23 protein-coding genes are annotated in these 24,443 nt (G+C 66.1%); 11 read left to right on the forward strand and 12 right to left on the reverse strand.

What is annotated here, in order from left to right; genetic code table 11:
* Nucleotides 1-5 precede the first annotated feature (5 nt).
* Genes NSE01_RS12255 through NSE01_RS12265 form a run of 3 tightly spaced genes read right to left on the reverse strand, consistent with a single transcriptional unit; the run spans nucleotide 6 to nucleotide 2,595 of the window.
* Nucleotides 6-578, reverse strand: coding sequence for a rod shape-determining protein MreD (locus NSE01_RS12255; RefSeq protein ID WP_246135190.1), 573 nt, complete (start codon nucleotides 576-578; stop codon nucleotides 6-8).
* Nucleotides 578-1,498: a rod shape-determining protein MreC gene (gene mreC / locus NSE01_RS12260; protein WP_147159927.1), complete on the reverse strand. Its 921-nt coding sequence runs from the start codon at nucleotides 1,496-1,498 to the stop codon at nucleotides 578-580. The genes NSE01_RS12255 and mreC overlap by 1 nt, the downstream gene beginning before the upstream one ends.
* Nucleotides 1,499-1,548: 50 nt before the next feature.
* Nucleotides 1,549-2,595 (reverse strand): rod shape-determining protein, encoded by a 1,047-nt coding sequence (locus NSE01_RS12265; protein WP_147159928.1) that lies wholly within the window; start codon nucleotides 2,593-2,595, stop codon nucleotides 1,549-1,551.
* Between the two features lie 190 nt (nucleotides 2,596-2,785).
* Here NSE01_RS12265 and mutL point away from each other — a divergent pair, with 190 nt between their 5' ends.
* Together mutL and NSE01_RS12275 are read left to right on the forward strand one after the other, a co-directional pair.
* Nucleotides 2,786-4,600: a DNA mismatch repair endonuclease MutL gene (gene mutL, locus NSE01_RS12270; RefSeq protein ID WP_147159929.1), complete on the forward strand. Its 1,815-nt coding sequence runs from the start codon at nucleotides 2,786-2,788 to the stop codon at nucleotides 4,598-4,600.
* Entirely contained in the window at nucleotides 4,600-5,049 is a 450-nt protein-coding gene (locus NSE01_RS12275; RefSeq protein WP_147159930.1) for a hypothetical protein, read from the forward strand. Before mutL ends, NSE01_RS12275 begins: the two co-directional genes overlap by 1 nt.
* Nucleotides 5,050-5,053: 4 nt before the next feature.
* Here the strand turns inward: NSE01_RS12275 and NSE01_RS12280 are convergent, their stop codons facing one another.
* Genes NSE01_RS12280 through ychF form a run of 3 tightly spaced genes read right to left on the reverse strand, consistent with a single transcriptional unit; the run spans nucleotide 5,054 to nucleotide 7,047 of the window.
* The gene (locus NSE01_RS12280; protein WP_147159931.1) at nucleotides 5,054-5,464 is read right to left on the reverse strand and encodes a GNAT family acetyltransferase; all 411 of its coding nucleotides are present in this window, start codon (nucleotides 5,462-5,464) and stop codon (nucleotides 5,054-5,056) included.
* Between the two features lie 11 nt (nucleotides 5,465-5,475).
* Nucleotides 5,476-5,934 (reverse strand): MaoC family dehydratase, encoded by a 459-nt coding sequence (locus NSE01_RS12285; protein ID WP_147159932.1) that lies wholly within the window; start codon nucleotides 5,932-5,934, stop codon nucleotides 5,476-5,478.
* Nucleotides 5,935-5,946: 12 nt separating this feature from the next.
* Nucleotides 5,947-7,047, reverse strand: coding sequence for a redox-regulated ATPase YchF (ychF, locus tag NSE01_RS12290; RefSeq protein ID WP_147159933.1), 1,101 nt, complete (start codon nucleotides 7,045-7,047; stop codon nucleotides 5,947-5,949).
* A gap of 108 nt (nucleotides 7,048-7,155) precedes the next feature.
* Here ychF and NSE01_RS12295 point away from each other — a divergent pair, with 108 nt between their 5' ends.
* Together NSE01_RS12295 and NSE01_RS12300 are read left to right on the forward strand one after the other, a co-directional pair.
* On the forward strand, nucleotides 7,156-8,136 hold the full coding sequence (locus tag NSE01_RS12295; protein ID WP_147159934.1) for an MBL fold metallo-hydrolase: 981 nt from the start codon (nucleotides 7,156-7,158) through the stop codon (nucleotides 8,134-8,136).
* A 105-nt stretch (nucleotides 8,137-8,241) separates the two neighbouring features.
* Nucleotides 8,242-9,771: a tetratricopeptide repeat protein gene (locus tag NSE01_RS12300; RefSeq protein WP_147159935.1), complete on the forward strand. Its 1,530-nt coding sequence runs from the start codon at nucleotides 8,242-8,244 to the stop codon at nucleotides 9,769-9,771.
* A gap of 70 nt (nucleotides 9,772-9,841) precedes the next feature.
* Here NSE01_RS12300 and NSE01_RS12305 read toward each other — a convergent pair whose 3' ends face one another.
* Nucleotides 9,842-10,573: a cistern family PEP-CTERM protein gene (locus NSE01_RS12305; RefSeq protein ID WP_147159936.1), complete on the reverse strand. Its 732-nt coding sequence runs from the start codon at nucleotides 10,571-10,573 to the stop codon at nucleotides 9,842-9,844.
* 188 nt (nucleotides 10,574-10,761) lie between these two features.
* Here NSE01_RS12305 and NSE01_RS12310 point away from each other — a divergent pair, with 188 nt between their 5' ends.
* Nucleotides 10,762-12,279: a tetratricopeptide repeat protein gene (locus NSE01_RS12310; RefSeq protein ID WP_147159937.1), complete on the forward strand. Its 1,518-nt coding sequence runs from the start codon at nucleotides 10,762-10,764 to the stop codon at nucleotides 12,277-12,279.
* A 90-nt stretch (nucleotides 12,280-12,369) separates the two neighbouring features.
* Here the strand turns inward: NSE01_RS12310 and NSE01_RS12315 are convergent, their stop codons facing one another.
* The 4 genes from NSE01_RS12315 to NSE01_RS12330 all read right to left on the reverse strand — a co-directional run bounded on the left by NSE01_RS12315 (nucleotide 12,370) and on the right by NSE01_RS12330 (nucleotide 15,359).
* On the reverse strand, nucleotides 12,370-12,750 hold the full coding sequence (locus NSE01_RS12315; RefSeq protein WP_147159938.1) for a PEP-CTERM sorting domain-containing protein: 381 nt from the start codon (nucleotides 12,748-12,750) through the stop codon (nucleotides 12,370-12,372).
* Nucleotides 12,751-12,888: 138 nt separating this feature from the next.
* Nucleotides 12,889-13,455 (reverse strand): aminoacyl-tRNA hydrolase, encoded by a 567-nt coding sequence (pth, locus tag NSE01_RS12320; protein ID WP_147159939.1) that lies wholly within the window; start codon nucleotides 13,453-13,455, stop codon nucleotides 12,889-12,891.
* Between the two features lie 191 nt (nucleotides 13,456-13,646).
* The gene (locus NSE01_RS12325) at nucleotides 13,647-14,255 is read right to left on the reverse strand and encodes a 50S ribosomal protein L25/general stress protein Ctc (protein WP_147159940.1); all 609 of its coding nucleotides are present in this window, start codon (nucleotides 14,253-14,255) and stop codon (nucleotides 13,647-13,649) included.
* A 135-nt stretch (nucleotides 14,256-14,390) separates the two neighbouring features.
* Entirely contained in the window at nucleotides 14,391-15,359 is a 969-nt protein-coding gene (locus NSE01_RS12330; RefSeq protein ID WP_246135191.1) for a TraB/GumN family protein, read from the reverse strand.
* 56 nt (nucleotides 15,360-15,415) lie between these two features.
* Here NSE01_RS12330 and NSE01_RS12335 point away from each other — a divergent pair, with 56 nt between their 5' ends.
* From NSE01_RS12335 to ppdK, 3 genes are all read left to right on the forward strand, one after another.
* The gene (locus tag NSE01_RS12335) at nucleotides 15,416-16,330 is read left to right on the forward strand and encodes a glycine--tRNA ligase subunit alpha (protein WP_147159941.1); all 915 of its coding nucleotides are present in this window, start codon (nucleotides 15,416-15,418) and stop codon (nucleotides 16,328-16,330) included.
* A gap of 5 nt (nucleotides 16,331-16,335) precedes the next feature.
* Complete coding sequence (glyS, locus tag NSE01_RS12340; protein ID WP_371863218.1) at nucleotides 16,336-18,594, forward strand: glycine--tRNA ligase subunit beta; 2,259 nt, start codon at nucleotides 16,336-16,338, stop codon at nucleotides 18,592-18,594.
* 73 nt (nucleotides 18,595-18,667) lie between these two features.
* Nucleotides 18,668-21,331 carry a pyruvate, phosphate dikinase gene (ppdK, locus tag NSE01_RS12345; protein WP_147159943.1) on the forward strand — a complete coding sequence of 888 codons (2,664 nt, stop codon included), beginning with the start codon at nucleotides 18,668-18,670 and terminating at the stop codon, nucleotides 21,329-21,331.
* A gap of 43 nt (nucleotides 21,332-21,374) precedes the next feature.
* Here ppdK and NSE01_RS12350 read toward each other — a convergent pair whose 3' ends face one another.
* Nucleotides 21,375-22,172, reverse strand: coding sequence for a methyltransferase domain-containing protein (locus tag NSE01_RS12350; RefSeq protein ID WP_147159944.1), 798 nt, complete (start codon nucleotides 22,170-22,172; stop codon nucleotides 21,375-21,377).
* A gap of 121 nt (nucleotides 22,173-22,293) precedes the next feature.
* On the opposite strand from NSE01_RS12350, the gene NSE01_RS12355 reads away from it, so the two are divergent.
* From NSE01_RS12355 to NSE01_RS12365, 3 genes are all read left to right on the forward strand, one after another.
* A complete protein-coding gene (locus NSE01_RS12355; protein ID WP_147159945.1) occupies nucleotides 22,294-23,067 on the forward strand; it encodes a ComF family protein in 774 nt (257 codons plus the stop codon).
* A gap of 464 nt (nucleotides 23,068-23,531) precedes the next feature.
* Nucleotides 23,532-23,891: a phosphoribosyl-AMP cyclohydrolase gene (gene hisI, locus NSE01_RS12360; protein ID WP_281289505.1), complete on the forward strand. Its 360-nt coding sequence runs from the start codon at nucleotides 23,532-23,534 to the stop codon at nucleotides 23,889-23,891.
* A gap of 33 nt (nucleotides 23,892-23,924) precedes the next feature.
* Complete coding sequence (locus NSE01_RS12365; protein WP_174812042.1) at nucleotides 23,925-24,437, forward strand: MerR family transcriptional regulator; 513 nt, start codon at nucleotides 23,925-23,927, stop codon at nucleotides 24,435-24,437.
* Nucleotides 24,438-24,443 lie beyond the last annotated feature (6 nt).

Below are 24,443 nucleotides of genomic sequence, written 5' to 3' on the forward strand. Positions count from 1 at the left end.
CGGGATCAGACCGTCCGCAGGGGGAGGAGGCGAACGCGGTCCAGCAGCGCGACGGCCCGTGTCACCAGCGGGTAGAGCGCCAGCGTGACGAGGAGCTGCGGGCCGATCACCAGAGGCAGCGGATAGGCGGCGGCAAGGCCCGCGATCCCTGCCGAGAGCACAAGGTAAGCGGCCATCAGCATGCTGGCGACGGCCCAGTCCTGCACGAAGCTGCGCCAAAGCAGGCGGTTATCGACGGTGTCCATGACCAGCATCGCGGCAGACCATAGCACGATCCCACAGCCAAATGGCTGGCCGCTGTAGAGATCGTCGAATGCGCCGAGCGGGAGGCCAGCCCACAGCGGCAGGAGGCTGGGGCGCAGCATGCGCCAGGCAAGGAACACCATGAACGCGAGCGGGGGCAGGACCGGCGCAGAGGCAATCACCGGCGAAAAGGCGGCAAGCGAGGCGAGCATCACCGAGACCCACGGCAGGCCCGAGGCGAGCAGCGGCGAGGGCGCGCGGTTGATGCGCTGGCGGACGAGTTCTTCCGGCCGCATCGGGATGCTGGGCAGATCGGGCAGCCGGGGAAACGGCATCAGTTGCCCCCTCCCGCCTCACTGGCTTCGGGCGCGGGGCCGGCGGCCTGCTGGCTGGCGCCGAGCGCGGTCACGGCGGTGGGCTGGAATACGGGCAGCACCACCACGAAATCGGCATCGGCCGGGTCGCTGGCCAAGTGGCCCACGCCGCCATCATGGAGCACTTCGGTGACGACCGCGACCGGAATGCCCGGCGGATAGAGCCCGCCCGAACCCGAGGTCACGAAGACGTCGCCGCGTTTCAGCGGGTTCATGCCCATGTTGAGCAGGCGAATCGCGATGCGGCCATCGGACTTGCCCTCGACAAATGCGGGCAGGCCATCACGCGCGCGGCGAACGGGCACCACGTTTTCGGGATCGGTCACCAAGAGCACGCGCGCCGTACCGGGGCCGGCTTCGATCACCCGGCCGATGAGGCCCGCGGATGAGCGCACCGGCTGACCGGGGCGCACGCCCTGTGCGGCGCCGGCGGAGAGCACGGCAAAGCGCCGCGCGCTCGATGCGGTCGATCCGATCAAGCGCGCCGCGGCAATCGGCTTGACCGCCGGATCGACGATGCCGAGCAGCGCCTTCAGCCGCCGGTTTTCGCCTTCCAATGCCTGCATGGTGAACGCGTTGGCGCGCGCAGCGGCCACTTCGCGGGTGAGCGCGGCGTTTTGCCGTCCTGCCTGGAAATAGGCACCGATGGCGGAGATGACGCTCTGGCCTGCCGCGCGGGTTTCGGCCCCGGCTTCACCTGCAGGGCGGGCAATCTCGCTCGCCGCGCCGCGCACCGAGCTGAACGCCTGAGGATTGACGATGCTGACGATCAGCATGGCCACGCCCGCAAGGAACCCGGCCACGGCGATGACGTAGCCGGTGAAGATCCCGTATTGCGCCCTGCGCGAAAAGCCCGGGCGCCGGTCTGGCGACCGCGCCATCTAGCAACCCTTCTTCGTTATGCGACCTGCCGTTCCGCAGCTGTGCGGCATCACGCCGTCATCAGTACGCCGCGGTAGATCGGATCTTCCATCGCCCGGCCGGTGCCCAGCGCCACGCACGAAAGCGGATCTTCCGCCACGCTGACGGGGAGGCCGGTTTCCTCGCGAAGGTGATCGTCGAGCCCGCGGATCAGCGCGCCGCCGCCGGTCAGCACGATGCCCTGGTCGACGATGTCCGCCGCGAGTTCGGGCGCGGTGTTTTCCAGCGCGATGCGCACGCCTTCGACGATGGCGCCGATCGGTTCGGACAGCGCCTCGGCGACATTGGCCTGCGTGATGGTGATTTCCTTGGGCACGCCGTTTACGAGGTCGCGGCCCTTGATGTGGATCGTCTCGCCCACGCCATCAGCCGGGACGGTGGCGATGCCGAAGTCCTTCTTGATGCGCTCGGCAGTCGATTCGCCGATCAGCAGGTTGTGATGGCGGCGCACGTAGGAAACGATGGCTTCGTCCATCTTGTCACCGCCGACGCGCACCGAGGTGGTGTAGGCGAGGCCGCGCAGCGAAAGCACCGCGACTTCGGTGGTGCCGCCGCCGATATCGACGACCATCGAGCCGACCGGTTCGGTAACCGGCATGTCGGCGCCAATGGCAGCGGCCATCGGCTCGAGGATCAGGAACACCTGGCTGGCGCCCGCGTTGCTCGCGGCATCGCGGATCGCGCGGCGCTCGACCGAGGTGGAGCCCGAAGGCACGCAGATCACGATTTCGGGATAGCGCAGCAGGCTCTTCGAGCCGTTCACCTTGCGGATGAAATGCTTGATCATCTCTTCCGCCACTTCGATGTCGGCAATCACGCCGTCGCGCAGCGGGCGGATCGCCTCGATGTTGTCAGGCGTCTTGCCCATCATCATCTTGGCATCGTCGCCCACGGCCTTGACGCGCTTGATGCCGTTGATCGTCTCGATCGCCACGACCGAAGGTTCGTTGAGCACGATCCCGCGATCCTGCACGTAAACCAGCGTGTTGGCGGTGCCGAGATCGATTGCGATGTTCTGGGAACCGAACTTGAAGAATCGGGAAAGCATCGATGCCATCAGGAAATCCGTGTAAATCTGCGGTTGGGCCCGCCCGCGCATGGGCGAGAGCGGATTTTGCGGGTGTGGCGAAGTGCGCGCATTAGCAGGGGCGCCGCGCAAAACCCAATATTTTGTGACGGCAATAGCGGGATAAGTGCGTCTGCCCGTCTCGAAAAAACGTATGCTCACCGCTAGGCTTGGATCACGCATGTCTGATCCTGCACCTTCCTCTGGCCGCACCATCCGCCGCCTGCCCGAAAACCTCGTCAACCGCATCGCGGCGGGCGAGGTGGTCGAGCGCCCGGCGAGCGCGCTCAAGGAACTGGTCGAGAACGCGATCGACGCCGGCGCGAGCCAGATTTCGGTGCGGCTCGCTGAAGGCGGGCTTTCGCTGATCGAGGTGACCGACGACGGCTGCGGCATGCGGGCAGACGAAATCGCGCTCGCGCTGGAACGGCACGCCACCTCGAAGCTGCCCGACGAGGCGATCGAACTGGTCGCGACCCTTGGCTTCCGGGGCGAGGCGCTGCCATCGATTGCTTCAGTGGCCCGCGTTATCATTGAAAGCCGCGCGGGTCCCTCGGGCGAGGCATGGGCGCGCGTGGTCGATCACGGCACGGTCGTCTCCGATGGCCCTGCCGCCCTGCCGCCGGGGACGCGGGTGCGCGTGGAAGACCTGTTCGGCAAAGTCCCCGCCCGCCGCAAGTTCCTGCGCAGCCCGCGCGCAGAATGGGCCGCCAGCCTCGATGTCGTGCGCCGCCTCGCGCTGGCCCGGCCCGACATCGGCTTCACGCTGGAGCATGATGGCCGCCGCGCGCTTCAGGTCCAGCCGGGCGACACGCTGGCGGCGCGCACCGCGCAGCTCGTGGCGCGCGAACTCCATGACAATGCCGTCGCGGTTGATCTCGTTCGCGGAGACTTCCACCTGATGGGGGTGGCCGGCCTGCCGACCTACAACCGCGGCGTGGCGGACCATCAGTACCTTTTCGTGAACGGCCGCCCGGTGAAGGACAAGCTGATGATCGGCGCGGTGCGCGGCGCCTATGCCGACATGCTCGCGCGCGACCGCCACGCGGTGCTGGCGTTGTTCCTCGAAGTCCCGCCCGAGGAAGTCGATGTCAACGTCCACCCGGCCAAGACCGAAGTGCGCTTCCGCGATCCGGCGCTGGTGCGCGGGATGATCGTCTCGGGCCTCAGGCAGGCGCTGACGACTGGCGACCGCCGCTCCGCACAGGCGCCTGATGCTGGCGCGATGCAGGCTTGGCAGGCCGAACCGATTGCGCCGATGCCGCCACCTTCTGCAGCGCCGCAAAGCAGCCTGTTCTGGCAGGCACCAGCGGCACGCGTGGCAGAAGCCGGGCAGGCCTGGCGCGGCTACGAGGCCGCCGTGATGGCTCCGCCTGCCGCGCGCGCGGAGCCTGCGGTGGAAGCCGTCACCCACCATCCGCTCGGCGTGGCGCGGGGGCAGATTGCCAACACCTACATCGTGGCAGAGGCGCAGGACGGGCTCGTCCTTGTCGACCAGCACGCCGCGCACGAACGGCTTGTGCTCGAACGCCTCCGTGCTGCCGGGGCGGGGGAGGGCACCGCGCCCGCGCAGGCGTTGCTGCTCCCCGAAGTCGTCGAACTCGACGAACCTTCGTGCGACCGGCTGGAGGAAGCCGCCGCAGAACTTGGCGCCTATGGCCTCGCGCTCGAACGTTTCGGCCCCGCCGCCATGCTGGTGCGCAGCGTGCCTGCCGTTCTGAAGGGCGGCGATGTGCAGGCCTTGGTTCGCGATGTTGCCGATGATCTGGCCAAGAACGGCGCGGCCCTGCTGCTCGGCGAAAAACGTGATCTGGTTTTGGCAACCATGGCCTGCCATGGTTCGGTAAGGGCCGGGCGGGTACTCAGCGTTGCGGAAATGAACGCGCTGCTGCGCGAAATGGAAGTGACGCCGCGCTCCGGGCAGTGCAACCACGGCCGGCCGACCTGGATCAAGCTGGCGCACGGCGATATCGAGAAGCTCTTCGGGAGGAAATGATGCGGCGAATTGCTCTTGGATCGGTGTTCCTGCTGGCCGCCTGTGGCCCGGGCGCGCCGCCGCCGCCGCCGCCCGCGACGACGATCCAGCCCGAACCGATCACCTATCCCGATATCAAGGATAACGAACTCTATGGTGCCGGCTGCAACTTCACGCCCGAAGGCGGCGGCATGTCCGCGCTGGTGCTGGCGCAGGAGGGTGAGGCGATCATCAAGGTCAAGGGCAAGATTGAGCACATCCCGGCCGACAAGAAGAGCCAGATCCTCCCCGAAACCGCCCGCACCCGCTATCTTGGGCCAGACCGCATTGTGCTCATCGCGCCGCTGCCCGATGCCAAGCCGATCGAGAACGGCGTGGTCAAGACCCTCGCGACCAGCCTCACGATCATGGACCCGCAAGGCCGGATCCAGTTCTTCGCCAAGGGCGTGGTGCAGTGCAAACCGATGTGAGCGGCTAGAGCAATCGGCCCATGCTGATGTGGTCTTCCACGCTGAAGCCCAGTTCCTTGTAGAATTCGATTACCGCCGCATTGGTGCTGCGCACCTGCAGGTTGATCTTGGGGCAGCCGAGTGCCCGCAGCGCCGCCTCCGCTGTCTCCACCAGCGCAGTGCCGATCCCGCGTCGCTTGGCCGACTGGCGCACGGCGACCGAATAGAGCCAGCCGCGGTGGCCATCGTAACCCGCCATGATCGAGCCGATGACCTCGCCGTGCTCGACCGCGACGAACAGCAGGTCGTCGTTCATCGCGAGCTTGGCGGGAACCGATTGCTCGGCGCGGTTGCGCGGCGGATCCTTCGGGAAGGCCTCGCGCCAAAGGGCGTCCAGCCCGGCGAAATCCGCCGCTTGGTAGGGCCGGATTTCCATGGGCCGTCCGCTCAGTCTGTCCCTGCCGGATCGCGCGTCGCGACGAGGCCGAGCGCCTTGAAGCTCATCACCAGTTCGTCGTTCTGGTTGAACACGCGCGTCTCGCCCTTGATGATGCCCATTTCCGGCCGCGTCTTGCTGCGGCGCTTTTCGAGCAGCGTGTTCTCGCAGCGCAGCGTGTCACCCGGATAGACGGGCTTGATCCAGCGCAGTTCGTCAATGCCGGGCGAGCCGAGGCCGGCCTGCTTGTTGTTGAGCAGATTGGCCACCGTCATCGACATCGTCATCGCGGCGGTGTGCCAGCCGCTCGCGGAAAGCCGGCCGAAATGCGTCGCGGCGGCGGCCTCGTCGTCGAGGTGGAAGGCCTGCGGATCGTACTTCTTCGCGAACTCGATCACTTCCTCGCGCGTCACGTCATAGTGACCGAACTTGGTCACCCTGCCGACTTCAAGATCCTCGTAATACTGCATTAGTCCAATACCTTATACGTTGAACTTGAAGTGCATGACATCGCCGTCGCGCACCACGTATTCCTTGCCTTCCTGCCGCAGCTTGCCCGCATCGCGCGCCGCCGCTTCGCCGCCGAGCGTCACGAAGTCCTCATAGGCGATGGTTTCGGCGCGGATGAAGCCGCGCTGCATGTCGGAGTGGATCTCGCCCGCTGCCTCGGGCGCCTTGGCCCCGGCGTGGACCGTCCAGGCACGTGCTTCCTTGGGCCCGACGGTGAAAAACGTCAGGAGGTGGAGGAGGTCGTATCCGGCGCGGATGATCTTGGCGAGGCCGGCTTCTTCCAGCCCCAGCGCGCTCAGGAATTCGGCGCGGTCTTCCACCGGCATGGTCACGATATCGGCCTCGATCGCGGCGGAGACGATCACCGCGTTGGCGCCTTCGGCCTTGGCTTTCGCAAACACGCGCGCGGAGAAATCGTTGCCGGTCGCGGCGGCCTCTTCCTCGACGTTGCACACGTAGAGCACCGGCTTGGCTGTGATCAGCTGCGCCTGCGCAAACACGCGAGCTTCTTCATCGTCCTTCGGCACGGTCAGGCGCGCGGGCTTGCCCTCGCGCAGCAGATCGAGCGCCTGGCCGAGGACGGAGGCGGTGATCTTCGCTTCCTTGTCGCCCTGCGCGGCCTTCTTCTGCGCAGCGGGAACCCGCTTTTCGAGGCTTTCGAGGTCCGAAAGCATCAGCTCGGTCTCGACCGTCTCTGCGTCCGAGATCGGATCGACCTTGTTGTCGACATGCTGGATATCGGCGTTCTCGAAGCAGCGCAGCACGTGAACGATGGCGTCCACCTCGCGGATGTTGCCGAGGAACTGGTTGCCGAGGCCTTCGCCCTTGGATGCCCCGCGCACGAGCCCGGCGATATCGACGAAGCCCAGCTGGGTCGGGATGATCTTCTGGCTGCCCGCAATACGCGCCAGTTCATCGAGCCGGGGATCAGGCACGCCCACGTTGCCGATGTTCGGCTCGATCGTGCAGAACGGATAGTTCGCCGCCTGCGCCGCCTGCGTCTCGGTCAGCGCGTTGAACAGCGTCGACTTGCCCACGTTCGGCAGCCCGACAATCCCGCAGCGAAAACCCATGTACTGATCCCTTGTCCATCGCAGCGGGCGAAAGAAGGATGGCTTGCCCGATGCCGTGATGCGCGCGATGGTATCGCTTGGGCACAAGGTCAAGGGGGCGTAGGCGATATGCGGCGTTGGATGGTGTTGCTGGTGGCGGCGCTCACGGTGCTGGGCGGCGGCGGGGCGCGGGCGGCAGAGAGCCCTGCACACACGGCACAGAGCGTGAAGGTGACAACGCTTTCGACCATGCTCACTGACTATGTAGGGCTCGGTGAGTGGGGCTATTCGGCGCTGATCGAGATCGATGGGCGGCGCATCCTGTTCGATACAGGTGGCAACCCCGATGTCGTGCTCAAGAATGCCGAGGCGTTGAAGATCGATCTCTCGACGGTCGAGGACGTGGTGATCTCGCACTTCCACGATGACCACACCAGCGGCCTCATCACCCTGCGCAAGGCGCTGATGGCGAAGAATCCGAGCGCGCTTTCCCATCTCTACGTGGGTGAGGGGATCTTCGAGCCGCGCTTTAGCAAGGATGGCAAGGGCGAGACGGAAAACGGCTTTCCGGCGCTTGCCAGGGCCTATCTCGATACCGGAGGGCGCATCCAGCAGCTGTCCGGTCCGGCGGAGATTGCCACGGGCGTCTGGCTGACGGGGCCGGTGCCGCGCGGCCACGCCGAGACGAACTGGAACCCGGGCCTGTTCGTGAAGACCGGCGGGCAGCTTTCGCCCGATACGCTGCGCGAGGACACGTCGCTGGTGATCGAGACTGCGCAGGGCGTGGTGATCGTGACGGGCTGCGGGCATGCCGGGATCATGAACATTGCCGATGATGCAAAGGCGATCACCGGCGATGCCCGTATCCATGCGGTGATCGGCGGCATCCACTTGTTCGGCAAGCCAGACGCCGTGCTGGTCGAGACCGCGGGCCGGCTCAAGGGCCTTGCCTACCTGTTTGCCGCGCATTGCACCGGGATCGAGGCCACGTTCCGCTTGCGCGAATTGCTCGGTCTCAACCGCAAGACGGCGGTGGTCGCGGCGGTGGGATCGAGCTTCACGCTGGGCCAGGGGATCGAGGCGGGCCATATTGCCGGTTGGGCCGGCTAAGTTCACATCCTCTTCACCAAACCTTCAAGGGTTGCCGGTTAGGTCCGTTCCGAATGTAATGCCCGGCGTGAACCATGCGCGCTGGGCGCCAAAGGAAGCGTCCTGATGAACCGGAAAGTCCCCTCAACCCTTGCGCTGTCGGCCCTTGCGATTGCGTTGATGATGGGTGGCTGCGGAGCCGATCCCAAGGCTGCCGCCGCCAAGGCGCGCACCGAATATGCCGCGCACAATTACCTCGCCGCGCAGACCGATCTTGCGACGGCGATGGCGGCCAATCCCAATGATGCCAATCTGATCGAACTCCACGCCCGAAATGCGCTGGCCATGGGCGACGGCATCGCGGCAGGGGCCAGCCTTGAAAAGCTGGCAAACCTCAAGAAGCCTGACGACTTCAACCGGTTGATTGCCGAAGCCGCGTTGCTGCGCGGACAGACGCAGGAAGCGCTCACCGCGCTTGGCGATGACAAGTCCGCTGCCGGTCTGCGCCTTCGCGGACTCGCGCTGCTGTCGCAGGACAACAAGGCCGGGGCGGAGCAGGCTTTTCTGGCCGCGTTGGCCACGGACCCGAAGCACGCGCCGACCCTTGCCAGCCTTGCGCGGCTCAAGCTGTTGAACGGCGATACAGCAACTGCCCGCAGCCTGACCGATCAGGCGCTTGCAGCAGATGGCAGCCTGCTTGATGCCATGCTTGTCGATGGTCAGGTCGCCACGGCTGAAGGGCAGCTGGGCAAGGCGCTTGCCGCCTATGCCAAGGCGGGCAAGGAATACCCGGGCAATCTCCCCGCGCTTACCGGGCAGGCAGGACTTCTGGGCGATCTTGGACGGACCGACGAACTGGCGGCGCTGCTGTCCAGCTTCCAGGGTGTGACCACCGATGGCACGCTCGCCTATCTCAAGGCGCGGCTTGCCTCGGCCAAGGGCGATTGGACTGCCACCCGCGATATCCTTCAGGCCAGCGAGGACAAGCTCAAGGACCGCGATGACGCGCAGGTGCTCTATGCACAGGCGCTCACCCACATCGGGCAGCCGGAGCAGGCCCGCGCGCGGCTCGCGCCGATGCTTGCGCGCCATCCTGAAAGCGTTGTGTTGCGGCGCGAGCTCGGCAAGGCGCAGCTTGCCGGCGGCGATGCGGGCGGCGCGGTGCAGACGCTGACGCCGTTCGCGCGGAGCCAGACTGCCAGCGTGGAAGACCTGCGCCTGCTTGCCAAGGCAGCCGAGGCAGCCGGCGATTCCAACGCGGCCTTCTTTGCCGCCCGCGCGCGCTATCCTTCGCCGCAATCGCTCGGGCAGGCATTAAGCGCCGCTGATGCGGCGATGAAGGCCAGCAACTGGGGCAACGCGATCACCGCCTACGAGCAGATTCTCGCGCTGACCGATGGTCGCAGCCCGCTGGTGCTCAACAACATGGCCTGGGCGCAGGCGCAGGTCGGCAACAAGGACAAGGCGCTGCAGTTTGCCCAGCGCGCCATTCAGGTCGCGCCGGAGGATCCCTCGATCATGGATACGCTCGGCTGGCTGCTCTTCCAGAGTGGCAGCAACCAGGACCGCGCGCTCGATCTGCTCCGCCGCGCCGCGCAGAAGGCGCCGCAGAACCCGACGATCGCCAAGCACCTCGCCGAAGCGCAGCGCGGCTGATCCATGCAAGAAGGGCCCCGACCGCAAGGTCGGAGCCCTTTCGCATTTTTGGGGCTCAGGTAGTCGAGGCTCAGGCCGCGGCGAGCGTGACCCGCGCCACCGGACGGCGACGGCGAGCCAGCGCGAGGCCGACAATGCCAGCGCCGAACAGGCCCAGCATGCCCGGCTCGGGAACCGGCGTACCGCCCGTCGAGGTGCTGCCACCGCTGGTCGAGCTCGAGATCGTGCCAGCGCCCGTTGCCGAGCTGACGCCCGGGATGCCGGTGATCGACTGATAACGGACGTAGAAGTCGCTCAGCGTCAGCGCCGAAACCGGCGAGGCGAAGCTCAGAACGAAGCTGCCGGTGCCGGTCTGGCCGAGGGTCAGGCCGCCGCTGCCGCCGCCGGAGCAGGCGCCCGTGTTGGCATCCTTGAAGCACACATCAACGGTGCCGATCCCGTTGGGATAGTTCGAGTTGAGCTGCGTGAACCCGTAGGCGCCGGTCGAGGACGCGCCGGTGATCGTCGGATCGGTGTTGAACGCAAAGCCCGAGATGCGCGAGCCGGTCACCGGGGCCGAGCTCGTGTTGCTGACCGAGTAATCGAACGTGTAATCGTTGCCCGAGACGCCGGTCAGCGTGAACGTGGTCGAGCCGGTGAGGCCGCCGATCGAGGCGCCGCCATTGCTGTCATAGCCGTTGTAGTCGAGCGTCACGGCCTTGCCGATGTCGCTGGAGTTGAACAGCATCGAGTCGGCAAGCGCTGGCGAAGCGACCGTCAACGATGCCGCGACCGCGATTGCGAACTGTGCGTAGGTGTTCATGACCCTGCCCCTGAGTAGTTAAAATGTGGTCCTGCTCTTACGCTGCAAACACCATGCCATTCGCGGAAACACGCCATTTCGGATGATTAACAATGTGCCGCTTGTAAACCATTCCGACGATCCGGGTGCCAGGTGAGCATCGGCCCGCTTCAACCAATTATCAGGGCTTAGGTGGTATTGGTGATGCCGTGAAACGCTCCGCACTTCTCGCCGCCCTGCTGCTGCTTGCAGCATGCTCGCGCACCGATCCGGCGGCGCAGTATGCGTCCGCGCAAAAGGCATTCGCCGCGGAAGACTATGCAGCAGCCCGTGCGCAGGTTCTGGGCGCGCTCGACGGTGATGGCGGCAACCGTGACATGATGTTGCTGCTTGCCCGCACCCAGCTCAAACTGGGCGATGGCGACGGCGCGCAGGCGACCCTGACGCGCCTTGAGGAAGGCGGCCTTGCCAGTGCTGAACTCAGCCGGATGAAGGCCGAGGCTGCGATCCTGCGCGGCCAGCCGCAAGCCGCGCTAACCCTGCTCGGCCGCGACAATACCGCGGATGCCTGGCGGCTTCGCGCGGCGGCACAGAATGCGAATGGCAATTCGCCGGCTGCGCTTGATGCCTTGCGCCGCGGCCTCGCAGTGGATCCGCGCAACTATGCGCTGGTGCACGACCATGCGCGCTTCCTGATCGCCGCGCAGGACTATCCCGCTGCCGGCAAGGCGGTCGAGACCCTGCGTCAACTGGGGCCGGGGCGGCTCGACACACTGATGATGGCCGGAAGTCTGGCGGCGAAGCTGGGCCAACTCGCGGCAGCAAAGCAGAACTTCAGCGCAGCCGCCGACGCCTTCCCCGCGCGGGTGGAGCCGCTGACTGCGCTTGCCAGCCTCGCAGACATGGAAGGGCAGATCGACGCGGCGCTGCAGATTGTCGCGCGGGCGGCGAAGATTGCCCCCAACCATCCCGAGGTGATCGATCTCACCGTGCTGCTCGCTTCCGAGAAGGGCGATTGGGAGACGGTGCGCAAGACGCTTGTCGGGCAGGAAGCGACGCTCGATCCGCGTTCGGCCAATGGCATGAGCTATGCCGAGGCGCTGCTGCGGCTGGGCCACCCCGAACAGGCGCGCGCGATGTTTGCGCAGGCGCTGCTGCTATCGCCGCAGAACCCCTATTCGCGGCTCATGCTGGCCGAGGCGCAATTGGCGGTCGGCGATGCCCGCACGGCGCTTCGCACGGTACAGCCGCTGTCAGACAGTGTGCTTGCAGGCGAACGCGCGCTTGATCTGGCGGTGCGAGCTGCCAAGGCGGCGAATGATCCATCGGCCGGTGCCTTGCTGGCACGGCTGCAATCACCGGCGTTCAAGGCCAGCCAGCAATTGGCAAACGCCGGGCAGGCCGCAATGGTCCGGCAGGACTGGCCTGCCGTGCTGGCGGCTTTCGGGCAGATCCCGGGGCATGAGAACGATGCCGAAGCGCTCCGACGCATGGCGCTGGCCGCGCTGCGGAGCGGTCAGGCAGATGTCGCTCTGAGCTACGCCGACCGTGCTCTCGATCTCGCGCCGCGCAATGCCGACAATTTGCACATGGCCGCGCTGGTGCGCCTGGAATCGGGCCGCGACCGCGATCAGATGCTGCGTCTTATGAAAGCAGCCAGTCAGCTCGACCCCGCGAACCGGGTAATTCGTGCGGATCTGGCGCGCGCGATGAACGCGGGCGGATAAGTCCCCTGCATCGCTGCTGTTGCCCTACCGGTCCTTCAGGGGCTGTGGCAGCGCCCTGAAGGACAGTGGGTGGGGCAGGGGCTTTCGAGATTAGCGGCGGCGGCGACGCGCCAGCGCGAGGCCCACGAAGCCGAGGCCCATCATGCCGAGCATGCCCGGTTCCGGAACCGAGGTGCCGCCAGACGTGGTGGTGGTGCCGCCGCTGGTCGTGGTCGTGCCGCCCGTGGTGGTCGTGCCACCGGTCGTCGTGGTGCCTCCAGTGGTGGTTGTGCCGCCCGATGTGGTGGTCGTGCCGCCCGTGGTCGTCGTGGTGCCACCGGTCGTGGTCGAAGTCGTGCTCGAACCGCACATCGTGCTGCCGGACGGGTGGCCGCAATCGCAATAGTGCGTGTGCTTAACCCAGGCCGAAGCCGGGCTGGAAATCGCGGCGAGACCCAGAAGGGCGGCCGAAGTAAGCAGGATGCGTTTCATGGTAGTGTCCCCTTGCCATAACCGTGGTTAAACGTAGACAAAGCAAACTTGATGCCAAATACGCATTTCTGCCGATTATGCTGGTTAACGCATGTTTGGACGTCACGTTACTGTAAGCGAAACCGACGCTCGGAAAGGCTAATTCTGGCGTAGTGAGACCTCGCTCATGAACCGCACGCTGTCGCCGGAAGCGAGCCATTCGGCCTCTCCGGCAACCGCGCCGAGCATGGTCACGAGGTCGTCCTGCTCGGCCTTGGCGAAATTGCCCAGCACGTAGCCCGTCACGCGGTCCTTGTGTCCCGGGTGCCCGATGCCGAGCCGCACGCGGCGGAATTCAGGCCCGATGTGCTGGTCGATCGAGCGCAGGCCATTATGCCCGGCATGGCCGCCGCCCTGCTTCACCTTGACCTTGAATGGCGCCAGATCGAGCTCGTCGTGGAACACCGTCAGCGCATCGGGGCCAAGCTTGTAGAAGCGCAGCGCCTCGCTCACCGCGCGGCCGCTTTCATTCATGAATGTTGCGGGCTTGTGGAGGATGATCCGCTGCTGGCCAATGCGGCCATCCTGCACCCAGCCCTGGAACTTCTTCTGGACGGGGCCGAAGGAATGCACCTCGGCGATGGTGTCCAGCGCCATGAAGCCGACATTGTGCCGGTGGAGGGCATATTGTGGCCCGGGATTGCCGAGGCCGACCCAGAGCTGCATCGCGCGCTCTCCTGTTGTGGGACCGGGAAGGGATGCGGGGCCAGATAAACGTCACCCCGGACCTGCTCCAGGGCCCCGCTACCTTCACCGCAATTGCGGAGCAAGCAGGACCCGGGGTCAAGCCCGGGGTGATGTAGCAGGGGCGAGCCGGTCCCCCAAAGGAGCCCGGCCCGCAAACCTTGCAGCAGCGATCAGGCCGCCGAAGTCTCGTTGTCGCCTTCGGCGCTCTTCAGAGCCGAGGGAGCAACGATCGTCGCGATGGTGAAATCGCGGTCGGTGATCGCCGAGCGCGAACCAGCCGGCAGCGTGACGCTGCTGATGTGGATCGAATCGCCAACGTCGGCGCCCGAGACGTCGACAGCGATATCGTCGGGGATCTTGTCCGCTTCGCAGATCAGATCGAGCTCGTGACGGACGATGTTCAGCACGCCGCCCTTCTTGAGGCCGGGCGACTTGGCTTCGTTCACGAACACCACCGGCACCGAGACTTCGACCGCGCGGTCAGCCGAGATGCGGAGGAAATCGGCGTGGAGCGGGCGCTCCGAAACCGGGTGGAAGGCAACGTCCTTGGGCAGCGTGCGAACGGTTTCGCCGCCGACGGTGAGCTCGACGATCGAGTTGAAGAAGTGACCGGTGCCAAGCTGGCGACGCAGTTCCTTTTCTTCGACGTGGATCGCAACCGGATCCTGATTGCCGCCGTAGATCACGGCGGGGGTGCGGCCTTCGCGACGAAGTGCACGGGAGGCTCCCTTGCCAGCCCGTTCACGCGTCTCGGCCGGCAGATGCAGCGTATCGCTCATTGTCCGTACCTTCACGTTATGTTGTTCAACCGATTTCCCCGCGCCACGCCTCCAGGGATGACCATGCGCGCGAAGAAGCGGCGGCCCTTAGCGGGTCGGTGCGAAAAAGCAAGTGAAACCGGGGGGAGTGGGGGGTCAATAAACCCGCTTCACCAGCCACCCGCGCGCTTCGAGGAGGCGGGGGAGGCCGTCTACACCTGCCACATGCGCCGCGCCTACCGCAATGAACGGCTTGGCGCCCGATTTCAGCATGGTGTTGATCTGGTCCGCCCACGCCAGATTGCGCCGGGTGAGGAGGGCCGCGCGCAGCTCGGGATTGGCGAGGAAGCCCGTTTGCGCCTCGCGCGCGATACCCAGTTCATCGCCGCGCAGCCAAAGCGCCAGCATGTCCTTGTCATCGTCGCGGTTATCGGCTGCTTCGTGCGCCACCTGTTCAAGCAGCACGGTCTGCGCACGCGGCGGGAGCGTATCGAAAATGCCGAACTGGCTGTCGATGGTCTCCAGCCCTGTCACCGGCTTCGCTCCGATCACCTTGCGCAGCTCGGGCTCCACGCCGCTATCGGGCTCCATGCCCTGCTTGAGCCCGCCGATCGCGGCGATCTGCAACGCCACGGCCCAGCTTTCCTGATCCTTGAACTGCCCGTCGTTCAGCGACAAGTCCTTGTAGACCTTGGCCAGATCGGCCCGGAACTTCACGCCAACGCGCTCGCTTGGCGCGGGCAGGCCCGGGGTGAACGCCAGCCGGCCCAGCGCTTCGCCTGCGATCTGCGGATTGAGCGGCTCGCCGATCTCGAGCACCAGCCGGTCCGCTCCGCCGATGGCGCTGTCTATCACCGGGCGGCGCCAATGCGTCCCCGGAGGCAACGAGTGCACCGTGCCGAGCAGCCAGCCGTGCACGCCGGTGCTGTCTGATATGGCCCATAGCGCCACTTTGGCGGGCTCGTCCTGCGGCGATTTGGCCGCACCGCAGGCTGCAAGCGCGATCAGCAGGAAGGCCGCGAACAACCGGGCCAGGCTGGGAAGGGGGCGGGGAAGGGGGGAGGTCTGGCGCGTCATCGCCCCCAAGGGATGAACGAAGCGCGCGCCCTGCGCAAGAACCCCCATTCCGGCCCCGGCTGCCGGTTGATTTGCGGCATGCAATCGGCCAAAGCGCGCGGGCCATGGCAGACACCGCGAACACCCCCGCTTCTTCTCTCAGCGTGCAGGACATGATCCTTGCACTTCACGCCTATTGGGGCGCGAAAGGCTGTCTGATCCTGCAGCCCTACGACATGCGCATGGGCGCGGGCACGTTCCACCCGGCGACTACCTTGCGCGCGCTTGGGCCGCAGCCTTGGAATGCGGCCTATGTCCAGCCGAGCCGCCGGCCGACGGACGGCCGCTATGGCGAGAATCCGAACCGCCTGCAGCACTATTATCAGTACCAGGTCATCATGAAGCCGAGCCCGCCGGACTTGCAGGCGCTCTATCTTGGCAGCCTTGCCGCGATCGGCATCGATCCGCTGCTCCATGATATCCGCTTCGTGGAAGACGACTGGGAGTCGCCCACGCTCGGCGCTTGGGGGCTGGGCTGGGAGGTTTGGTGCGACGGCATGGAAGTCACCCAGTTCACCTATTTCCAGCAGATGGGCGGCTTCGATTGCAAGCCGGTCGCTGGCGAACTGACCTACGGCCTCGAACGCCTCGCGATGTATATCCAGGGCGTCGACAACGTCTATGACCTGCGCTTCAACGATCACGGCGTGAGCTATGGCGACGTGTTCCTCGAAAACGAGCGCCAGATGTCGACGTGGAACTTCGAGGTCGCGGACACCGAGACGCTGTTCGAAGGCTTCCGCCGCGCCGAGGCCGAGTGCCGCAAGGCGCTTGACGCCAAGGTGCCGATCGCCGCTTACGAGCAGGCAATCGAGGCAAGCCACCTGTTCAACCTGCTTCAGGCGCGCGGCGTGATCTCCGTGCAGGAACGCGCGAGCTACATGGGCCGGGTGCGCGATCTCGCGCGCGGTTCGTGCGAGGGCTACATGGAGAAGTACCGTCCCGAATGGGAAGCGAAGTTCCCGGGGTGGACGGCATGAGCCCAATGACCACAAACGCAGATTTCCTCCTCGAGCTGCGTTCGGAAGAGATCCCCGCGCGGATGCAGGCCGGCGCGCGCGCCGATCTCGAAAAGCTGTTCCGCCGCGAGATGGAGGCTGCCGGCCTCGCCGTCGGCGCGCTGACCGTATGGTCCACCCCGCGCCGCCTGACGCTGATCGCGCGCGGCCTTCCACTCGCGACCGAGGCGGTGCGCGAGGAAACCAAGGGCCCGCGCACTTCGGCGCCCGAGCAGGCGCTCGAAGGCTTTCTGCGCAAGACGGGCCTGACCAAGGACCAACTCACCGAACGCGATGGCGTGTGGTTCGCCGTGGTCGAGAAGCCCGGCCGCGCCGCTGCTGATGTGCTGGCCGAGGCCATCCCCGCGATCATCCGCGCGTTCCCCTGGCCCAAGTCGCAGCGCTGGGGCGCGGCGAGCCTTCAGCCGGATTCGCTGCGCTGGGTGCGTCCGCTTTCCGGCATCGTTGCGCTGCTCGGCGGGGAAGTTGTGCACTGCGAGATTGGCGGCATCTCCTCCGGCCGCACCACGATGGGCCACCGCTTCCACCACAGCGGCGAGATCGTGATCGAGGGCGTCGAGGACTACGCCGCGAAGCTGCGCGATGCTCACGTGATCGTCGACCATGCCGAGCGTGAAGGCATTGTTCGCGAGGGCGCGCGCAAGGCAGCCGCAGACGCCGGGCTCGTTCTTGTTGAAGACGAAGGCCTCGTGATCGAGAACGCGGGCCTCACCGAATGGCCGGTGCCGCTACTCGGGCGCTTTGACGAAGCGTTCCTCGAAGTGCCGCCCGAAGTCATCCAGCTTACCGCGCGGGTGAACCAGAAGTATTTCATCTGCCGCGACAGTGCCGGGAAGCTGGCTAACGCGTTCGTCTGCACCGCCAACATTGCGGCGCATGACGGCGGCGCGATGATCGTCGCAGGCAACCGCAAGGTCCTCGCCGCGCGCCTCAGCGACGCACGCTTCTTCTGGGAGCAGGACCGCAAGACGCTGCTCTCGGTCCACGCCGAAAAGCTCGGCCGCATCACCTTCCACGAGAAGCTGGGCACGGTTGCCGATAAGGTAGCGCGCGTCGCGAAGCTCGCGGAATGGCTGGCGAGCGAAGGCATCGTGCGCGATTGCGATCCCGCGCAGGCACGCCTCGCCGCTGAGCTGTGCAAGGCCGATCTCGTCACCGAGATGGTCGGCGAATTCCCCGAACTGCAGGGCCTGATGGGCGGCTACTACGCCCGCGCCGAGGGACTGCCTGACGCAGTCGCCGACGCCATCCGCGATCACTACAAGCCGGTCGGGCAGGGCGATGATGTCCCCTCCGCGCCCGTTACGGTCGCCGTGGCGCTGGCAGACAAGCTCGATACGCTGGCGGGCTTCTTCGCAATCGACGAGAAGCCCACCGGCTCCAAGGACCCCTTCGCGCTGCGCCGCGCTGCGCTGGGCGTGATCCAGATCCTGCTGGCGGGCAAGGTGCGCTGCAATTTGACCGCAGTGCTGCGCGGGGCCATCGCCAGCGTGTTCGCTTCGGTGCTCGACCGTGCGATTGCGGGTGATGTCAACTTCGCGATCTACATCGAGAAGATCGGCAAGGTGCAGCCGCACCCCGCGCTGCCGACCGACGAATTCACTGCGCGGATTGCGGACTTCACTGCCGAACTGGGCGATTTCGAAATCAAGCTCGAGCCCTATTCGGAACTCGCGCTGGAGTTCCTGCGCACCGCGCCTACCGTGGTAGCCAATACGCCTGCCGCGCTCGTCGCCTTCTTCGCCGATCGCCTCAAGGTCCAGCAGCGCGAAGCGGGTGTTCGCCATGACCTGATCGATGCGGTCTTCGCACTCGGCAGCGAGGACGATCTCGTCCGCCTGCTCGCGCGCGTCCATGCGTTGCAGGCCTTCGTCGGTACCGAGGACGGCGTGAATCTGCTCGCCGGCTACAAGCGCGCTGCCAATATCCTCAAGAAGGAAGCCTACGCCCCGCTGGCGGCGGACTACGAGCCGGAACCCGCCGAAGCGGCACTCGCCGCCTCGCTCGATGCTGCCGAACCGCGCGCCGAAACCGCTGTTGCAGCAGAGGATTTCACCGCCGCGATGGCTGCGCTCGCCACCTTGCGTGCGCCGATCGACGCCTTCTTCGAAAGCGTGACCGTCAACGATGCCGACCCGGCCAAACGTGCAGGGCGATTGGGGCTGCTTGACCGCTTTCGTGCTGCAGTGCACAAAGTTGCGGACTTTTCCCGCATAGAGGGCTAAGGCGCCTTATCCATTCACGGCGAATCCGGGTTCAACCCGGACGAAATCACATTCGCAGGGAGCCTGTTGTCGCATGAGCGCATACGTATTCCATTTCGGCGGTGGTGCTACGAACAGCGATCCGCGCTCGCGCGACAAGACCATCACGGGCGGCAAGGGCGCCAACCTTGCCGAGATGGCGGGCATCGGTCTGCCGGTGCCCCCGGGCTTCACCATCAGCACCGAAGTCTGCACGGCATACAACGCGGCCGGCAAGAGCTTTGACGAAGGCCTGCGCGCCGGTGTCGCCGGCGGCGTTGCTCACATCGAGAAGGCCACGGGGCGCATTTTCGGCGATCCCGCCAATCCCCTGCTCGTCTCGGTCCGCTCGGGCGCGCGCGTCTCGATGCCGGGCATGATGGATACCGTGCTCAACCTCGGCCTGAATGACGCGACGGTCGAAGGGCTCGCCGCCGGTTCGGGCGATGCGCGCTTTGCGTGGGACAGCTACCGCCGCTTCATCCAGATGTATTCGGACGTGGTGCTTGGCCTCGATCATCACCGCTTTGAAGATGCGCTTGAAATCGCCAAGGAAGACAACGGCTTCTTCGCCGATGTCGAGATGGGCGCAGAGCACTGGCAGGCGCTCGTCGGGCAGTACAAGGCCATCGTCTCCGACGAGCTTGGCCGCCCGTTCCCGCAGGATGTGCACGAACAGCTTTGGGGTGCAATCGGTGCGGTGTTCGATTCGTGGGAATCGGACCGCGCCAAGGTCTACCGCCGCCTGAACTCGATCCCGCATGACTGGGGCACTGCCGTCAACGTGCAGGCTATGGTCTTCGGCAACATGGGCGAAACCTCTGCCACCGGCGTCGCCTTCACCCGCGATCCCGCCACGGGTGAGCGCGCCTATTACGGCGAATACCTCGTCAATGCGCAGGGCGAGGACGTCGTCGCCGGCATCCGCACCCCGCAATACCTGACCAAGGCCGCGCGCGAACGCGCCGGGGCCAAGCCGCTTTCGATGGAAGAGGCGATGCCCGAGGCCTATGCCGAACTCGCCCGCGTGTTCGACCTGCTCGAAGCCCATTACAAGGACATGCAGGACATCGAATTCACGGTCGAGCGCGGGCACCTGTGGATGCTTCAGACGCGTTCGGGCAAGCGCACGGCGAAGGCCGCGCTGCGCATGGCGGTCGAAATGGCGAACGAGGGCCTGATCGACGAGGCGACTGCGGTGAAGCGCGTCGATCCGATGGCGCTCGACCAGTTGCTCCACCCGACGCTGGATCCCAGCGCCGCGCGCGATGTGCTGACGCGCGGCTTGCCTGCTTCGCCGGGTGCAGCCACCGGCATTGTCGTGTTCGATGCCGACTCTGCCGAACACCGCGCGCAGATGGGCGATGACGTCATCCTCGTCCGCGTCGAAACCAGCCCGGAAGACATCCACGGCATGCACGCCGCCAAGGGCGTGCTGACCGCGCGCGGCGGCATGACCAGCCACGCTGCCGTCGTGGCGCGCGGCATGGGCCGCCCCTGCGTCTCCGGCGCCTCTGGCCTCTCGATCGACATGGCCACCCGCACCGCGCGGATGGGCACGCGTGAGGTGAAGGAAGGCGATGTCATCACGCTCGATGGCTCCAACGGTGATGTGATGCTGGGCGCCGTGCCGATGGTCGAACCCGAACTCGTCGGCGATTTCGCGGTCCTCATGGACTGGGCTGACAAGCACCGCCGCATGAAGGTGCGCGCCAACGCGGAAACCCCGCTCGATTGCCAGGTCGCGCGCCAGTTCGGCGCGGAGGGCGTGGGCCTCTGCCGCACCGAACACATGTTCTTCGATGCGGGCCGGATCTCGCTGGTGCGCCAGATGATTCTGGCTGAGGATGAAGCCACGCGCCGGCGTGCGCTGGATGCGCTCCTGCCCGAACAGCGCGCCGATTTCACCGCGATCTTCGAAGTGATGGCCGGGCTGCCCGTCACCATCCGCCTGCTCGATCCGCCGCTGCACGAATTCCTGCCCCACGGCGAGACGGAGTTCGAGGAATTGTCCGAAGCAACCGGCCTTGGCGTCGATCACCTCAAGCGCCGCGCGGGCGAACTGCATGAATTCAACCCGATGCTCGGCCACCGCGGTTGCCGCCTCGGCATCACTTTCCCCGAAATCTACGAGATGCAGGCCCGCGCGATCTTCGAAGCGGCCTGCGACGTGGCCGAAAAGTCGGGCGAAGCAGTCGTGCCCGAAGTGATGATCCCGCTGGTTGCCACCCGGCGCGAACTGCTCATCCTGCGCGCCCTTGTCGACCGCGCCGCTGAAGCTGTGTTTGCCGAGAAGGGCCGTACGCTCGAATACCTCGTCGGCACGATGATCGAACTGCCGCGCGCCGCGCTGATGGCGGGCGAGATTGCCGAGGAAGCGAAGTTCTTCTCGTTCGGCACCAACGACTTGACCCAGACAACTTTGGGCGTTTCTCGCGACGATGCTGCCCGCTTCCTCGGGCCCTATGTCGAACAGGGCATCTACCCGCGCGATCCGTTCGTCAGCCTCGATATCGAGGGCGTCGGCCAGCTCGTCGAAATGGCGGCGGTGCGCGGGCGCGAAACGCGGCCCGACATTAAGCTCGGCATCTGCGGAGAACATGGCGGCGATCCGGCTTCCATCGCGTTCTGCGAGAAGGTTGGCCTCGATTACGTTTCGGCGAGCCCATACCGCGTGCCGATCGCGCGGTTGGCTGCGGCGCAGGCTGCCTTGGGGTAAGGCGCCAAGCAGCGTAATTGCGAGCGCAATGACAAGGGTGTTGTCAGAACTTCGGCGGTCGTAGCGCCTTGTTCCAGCCGCTCATCGTCAGGATCGCGAAGCGTTCGGTCACGCGGCCGTCCGCATCCGCCATGCTTGCAAATGCCGCCTCTGCGCGGGCGAGGCCAGCCTTGCCCAGCAGCGGCCCCGGCCGGGCAAGGCAATTCCCGAGGCCTTGCGCGCGCAAGTCTGCCACTAGTCGGCGCAAGCTGCCGTAGCGCACATCGAGCATGCGGCTGTCGCTCATCGGTTCGGCAAATCCGCAACGCTGGAGAAGGTCACCGCCCGCGCGCACATCGACTTGCGGATGGATCCGCGCGGCGGGGCGGTCGCCATCGGTCTCGGTCATGATGGCGCGCAGGGCGGGGACGCTGCCCGCACCGCACAGGCTCATCACCGCAAGCCCGTCTGGCGCAAGGGCGCGGCGGATATGGAGCATCGCGCCGGGCAGGTCGTTGACCGTGGCGAGTGAGCCAAGCTGCGCGATCAGGTCGAACCCGGGTTCGGGGAAGGGCTGCTCCTCATCGATCGGCCGTTCGCTTGCGATGGGTGCGGGATCGGCGCGGACGACATTGCATCCGCCCGCTGTGAGTGCGTCCGCCAGCACGCCGGACGTATCCCCCACCACCAATGCCCGCTTCGGCCGATGGCGCAGGAAGGCGAGGCGATCCAGCACATCATCGGCCATGTCATCGGCAAGGAAACGCGGCGCATCGGCGCGGCGTTCGAGCACGCGCATCCGTGCCCGCATCGCGCGGCGGCGGGTTGGGGCGAAGATGATGGGGGGAGGGGCGCTGGCCATGCCCATGCCCCTGCCGCGCGGCGCGGCGCGTGCCAAGTCCTTTTGGCCTACTCCATTTTGGCCCAGTCCCTTTGGCAGGCACTCTTGCCAAGCAGTGCAGCGGGGCAGAAACCATGCCTGCATGGCAAAGCCGCAATTCCTGACCCCGATCATCGATCTGGTGTTTCCCCCGCGCTGCCCGCTCTGCGGCGATCCGCTGGCGCAGCAAGGCGGGCTTTGCGCTTCCTGCTGGACCAGGCTTGCCGTGCCGGGGGAGCCGGCCTGCAGCACTTGCCAGCGCCCGCTGCCCGATAGCGTGTTGCGCGCGGGCGATGTGCAGTGCGCCGCATGCATGGCCCAGCCGCCGCGTCATGCCGGGATTGCGGCCGCGACGCTCTACAACGATGCCTCGCGTGAACTGGTGCTGGCATTCAAGCGCGGCAAGCGGATCGCGCTGGCGGATCTCCTTGCGCGCCTGATGGTGCGCCGCCTGCCTGATCTGGAGGGTGAATGGCTGGTGGTGCCGGTGCCGCTCAATCGCTGGCGGCTGTGGGAGCGCGGCTTCAACCAGTCCGCATTGCTGGCCGAGCGGATCGCGCGGACGGTCCACCAGCCGCTCGTCGTCGATGCGCTCGAGCGCCGCAAGCGTACGCCCTCGCTCGGCGGCCTCGGCAAGCGCGCGCGGGCCGAGGCGCTGCGCGGCGCGATCAGCGCGCATCCGCGCCGCGCGGTTCGGCTCAAGGGGGCAAAGGTGCTGCTTGTCGATGATGTGATGACGAGCGGCGCGACAACCGACGCCTGCCTCTCCGCGCTGCGCAAGGCAGGGGCGGCTGAAGTGCGCATCGCCTGCTTTGCGCGGGTGCTTGATGAAGCGCTCGATCAGGTGGGCCGCGAGGACGCGCCACTGGCGGCCTGAGAAAGCCAAGGCCTGAAACACGAAACGCCCGGAGCGGTGGCTCCGGGCGTTCCCGTGACGATACCTTATCGGTTCAAGAACCACTCCGTCACGGCCTGCCCCTCGCGGCCCCAGCTTCTGCTGGCATGTGACGGCGGACGGTTCCTACCGAAATCCCTGAGCGTTTATCCTCCGGCTGCGCTGCCCTGCCCATTTCGGGGAGCGGCGCCGCCATCGGCCCCATGTGATTTCAACCCTGAACTTTGGCCTGTATGCTTGCGTCCGGGCGTTAACCCGGTCTGCGGTTACGGCTCCCTCAAGCCGTGCAGTGTTCTTCCGCCATTGTTGCCCAAGGTAAAAGCGCGTTGTTCAGAGGCCATGGATTTTGGCAGGGGCATGTGGTTATCCTGCAACAAAATGACACCCGAACAGGTGCCTTACTGCGAAAGGCCGATCCCATTTCTAAACCATCCCCTGAAACCGCGCTGCGTGAGCAGGGCACCGTGTTCATGCCGCGCTTCGATTCTGCCGGACTCGTGACAGCAGTCGCAGTCGATCACGCGACGGGCACGCTGCTCATGCTGGCGCACATGGATGCCGAGGCAATCGCCCGCACACAGGAAACTGGCCTTGCCCACTTCCACTCGCGCTCGCGCGGGCGGCTGTGGATGAAGGGTGAGAGTTCGGGCCATGTGCTCAAGGTGATCGAGATCCGCGTCGATTGCGATCAGGACGCGTTGGAGCTGCGGGTCGAAGCGGCGGGGCCGGCTTGCCACACGCTCGCTCCCTCCTGTTTCTACCGCCGCATTGGCGCGGATGGGGCGCTCGAGCGGATCGAAGGTTGACGCTTACGTAAAGGGTAGTTAGGTCTCCGGGCCATGTCCTCGCGTCCCATCACCACGAGTCCGGATCGGACCCCGACGGCGCTTCGTTCGGCCCGCAGCGCCGATCATACCGGTCACTTGCACCAGCCCGACGCACTGGCGCGCGAACAGTTCACCATCTCCGATCTTTCGAGCGAGTTCGGCGTTACCGCCCGTGCGCTGCGCTTCTACGAGGACGAGGGGCTGATCGCGCCGACCCGCGTTGGCCTTGCCCGCATCTATTCGAAGCGCGACCGGGCGCGGCTGGCGTGGATCATGCGCGCCAAGAACGTGGGTTTCAGCCTGTCCGAAATCCGCGACATGATCGATCTCTACGATCTCGGCGACGGCCGCGCCAAGCAGCGCCGCGTCACGATCGACAAGTGCCGCGAGCGGATCGATAACCTCAAGCGCCAGCAGGCCGATATCAACGCGACGATTGCCGAACTGACGAGCTTCGTTGCGCTGCTGATCGAACGCGAGAAGCTTGAAGGACGCCCGGTCAATCTGGACGTCGACCCCGATTAAGACTTC

It is taken from the genome of Novosphingobium sediminis (assembly GCF_007991615.1).
GTDB lineage: Bacteria > Pseudomonadota > Alphaproteobacteria > Sphingomonadales > Sphingomonadaceae > Novosphingobium > Novosphingobium sediminis.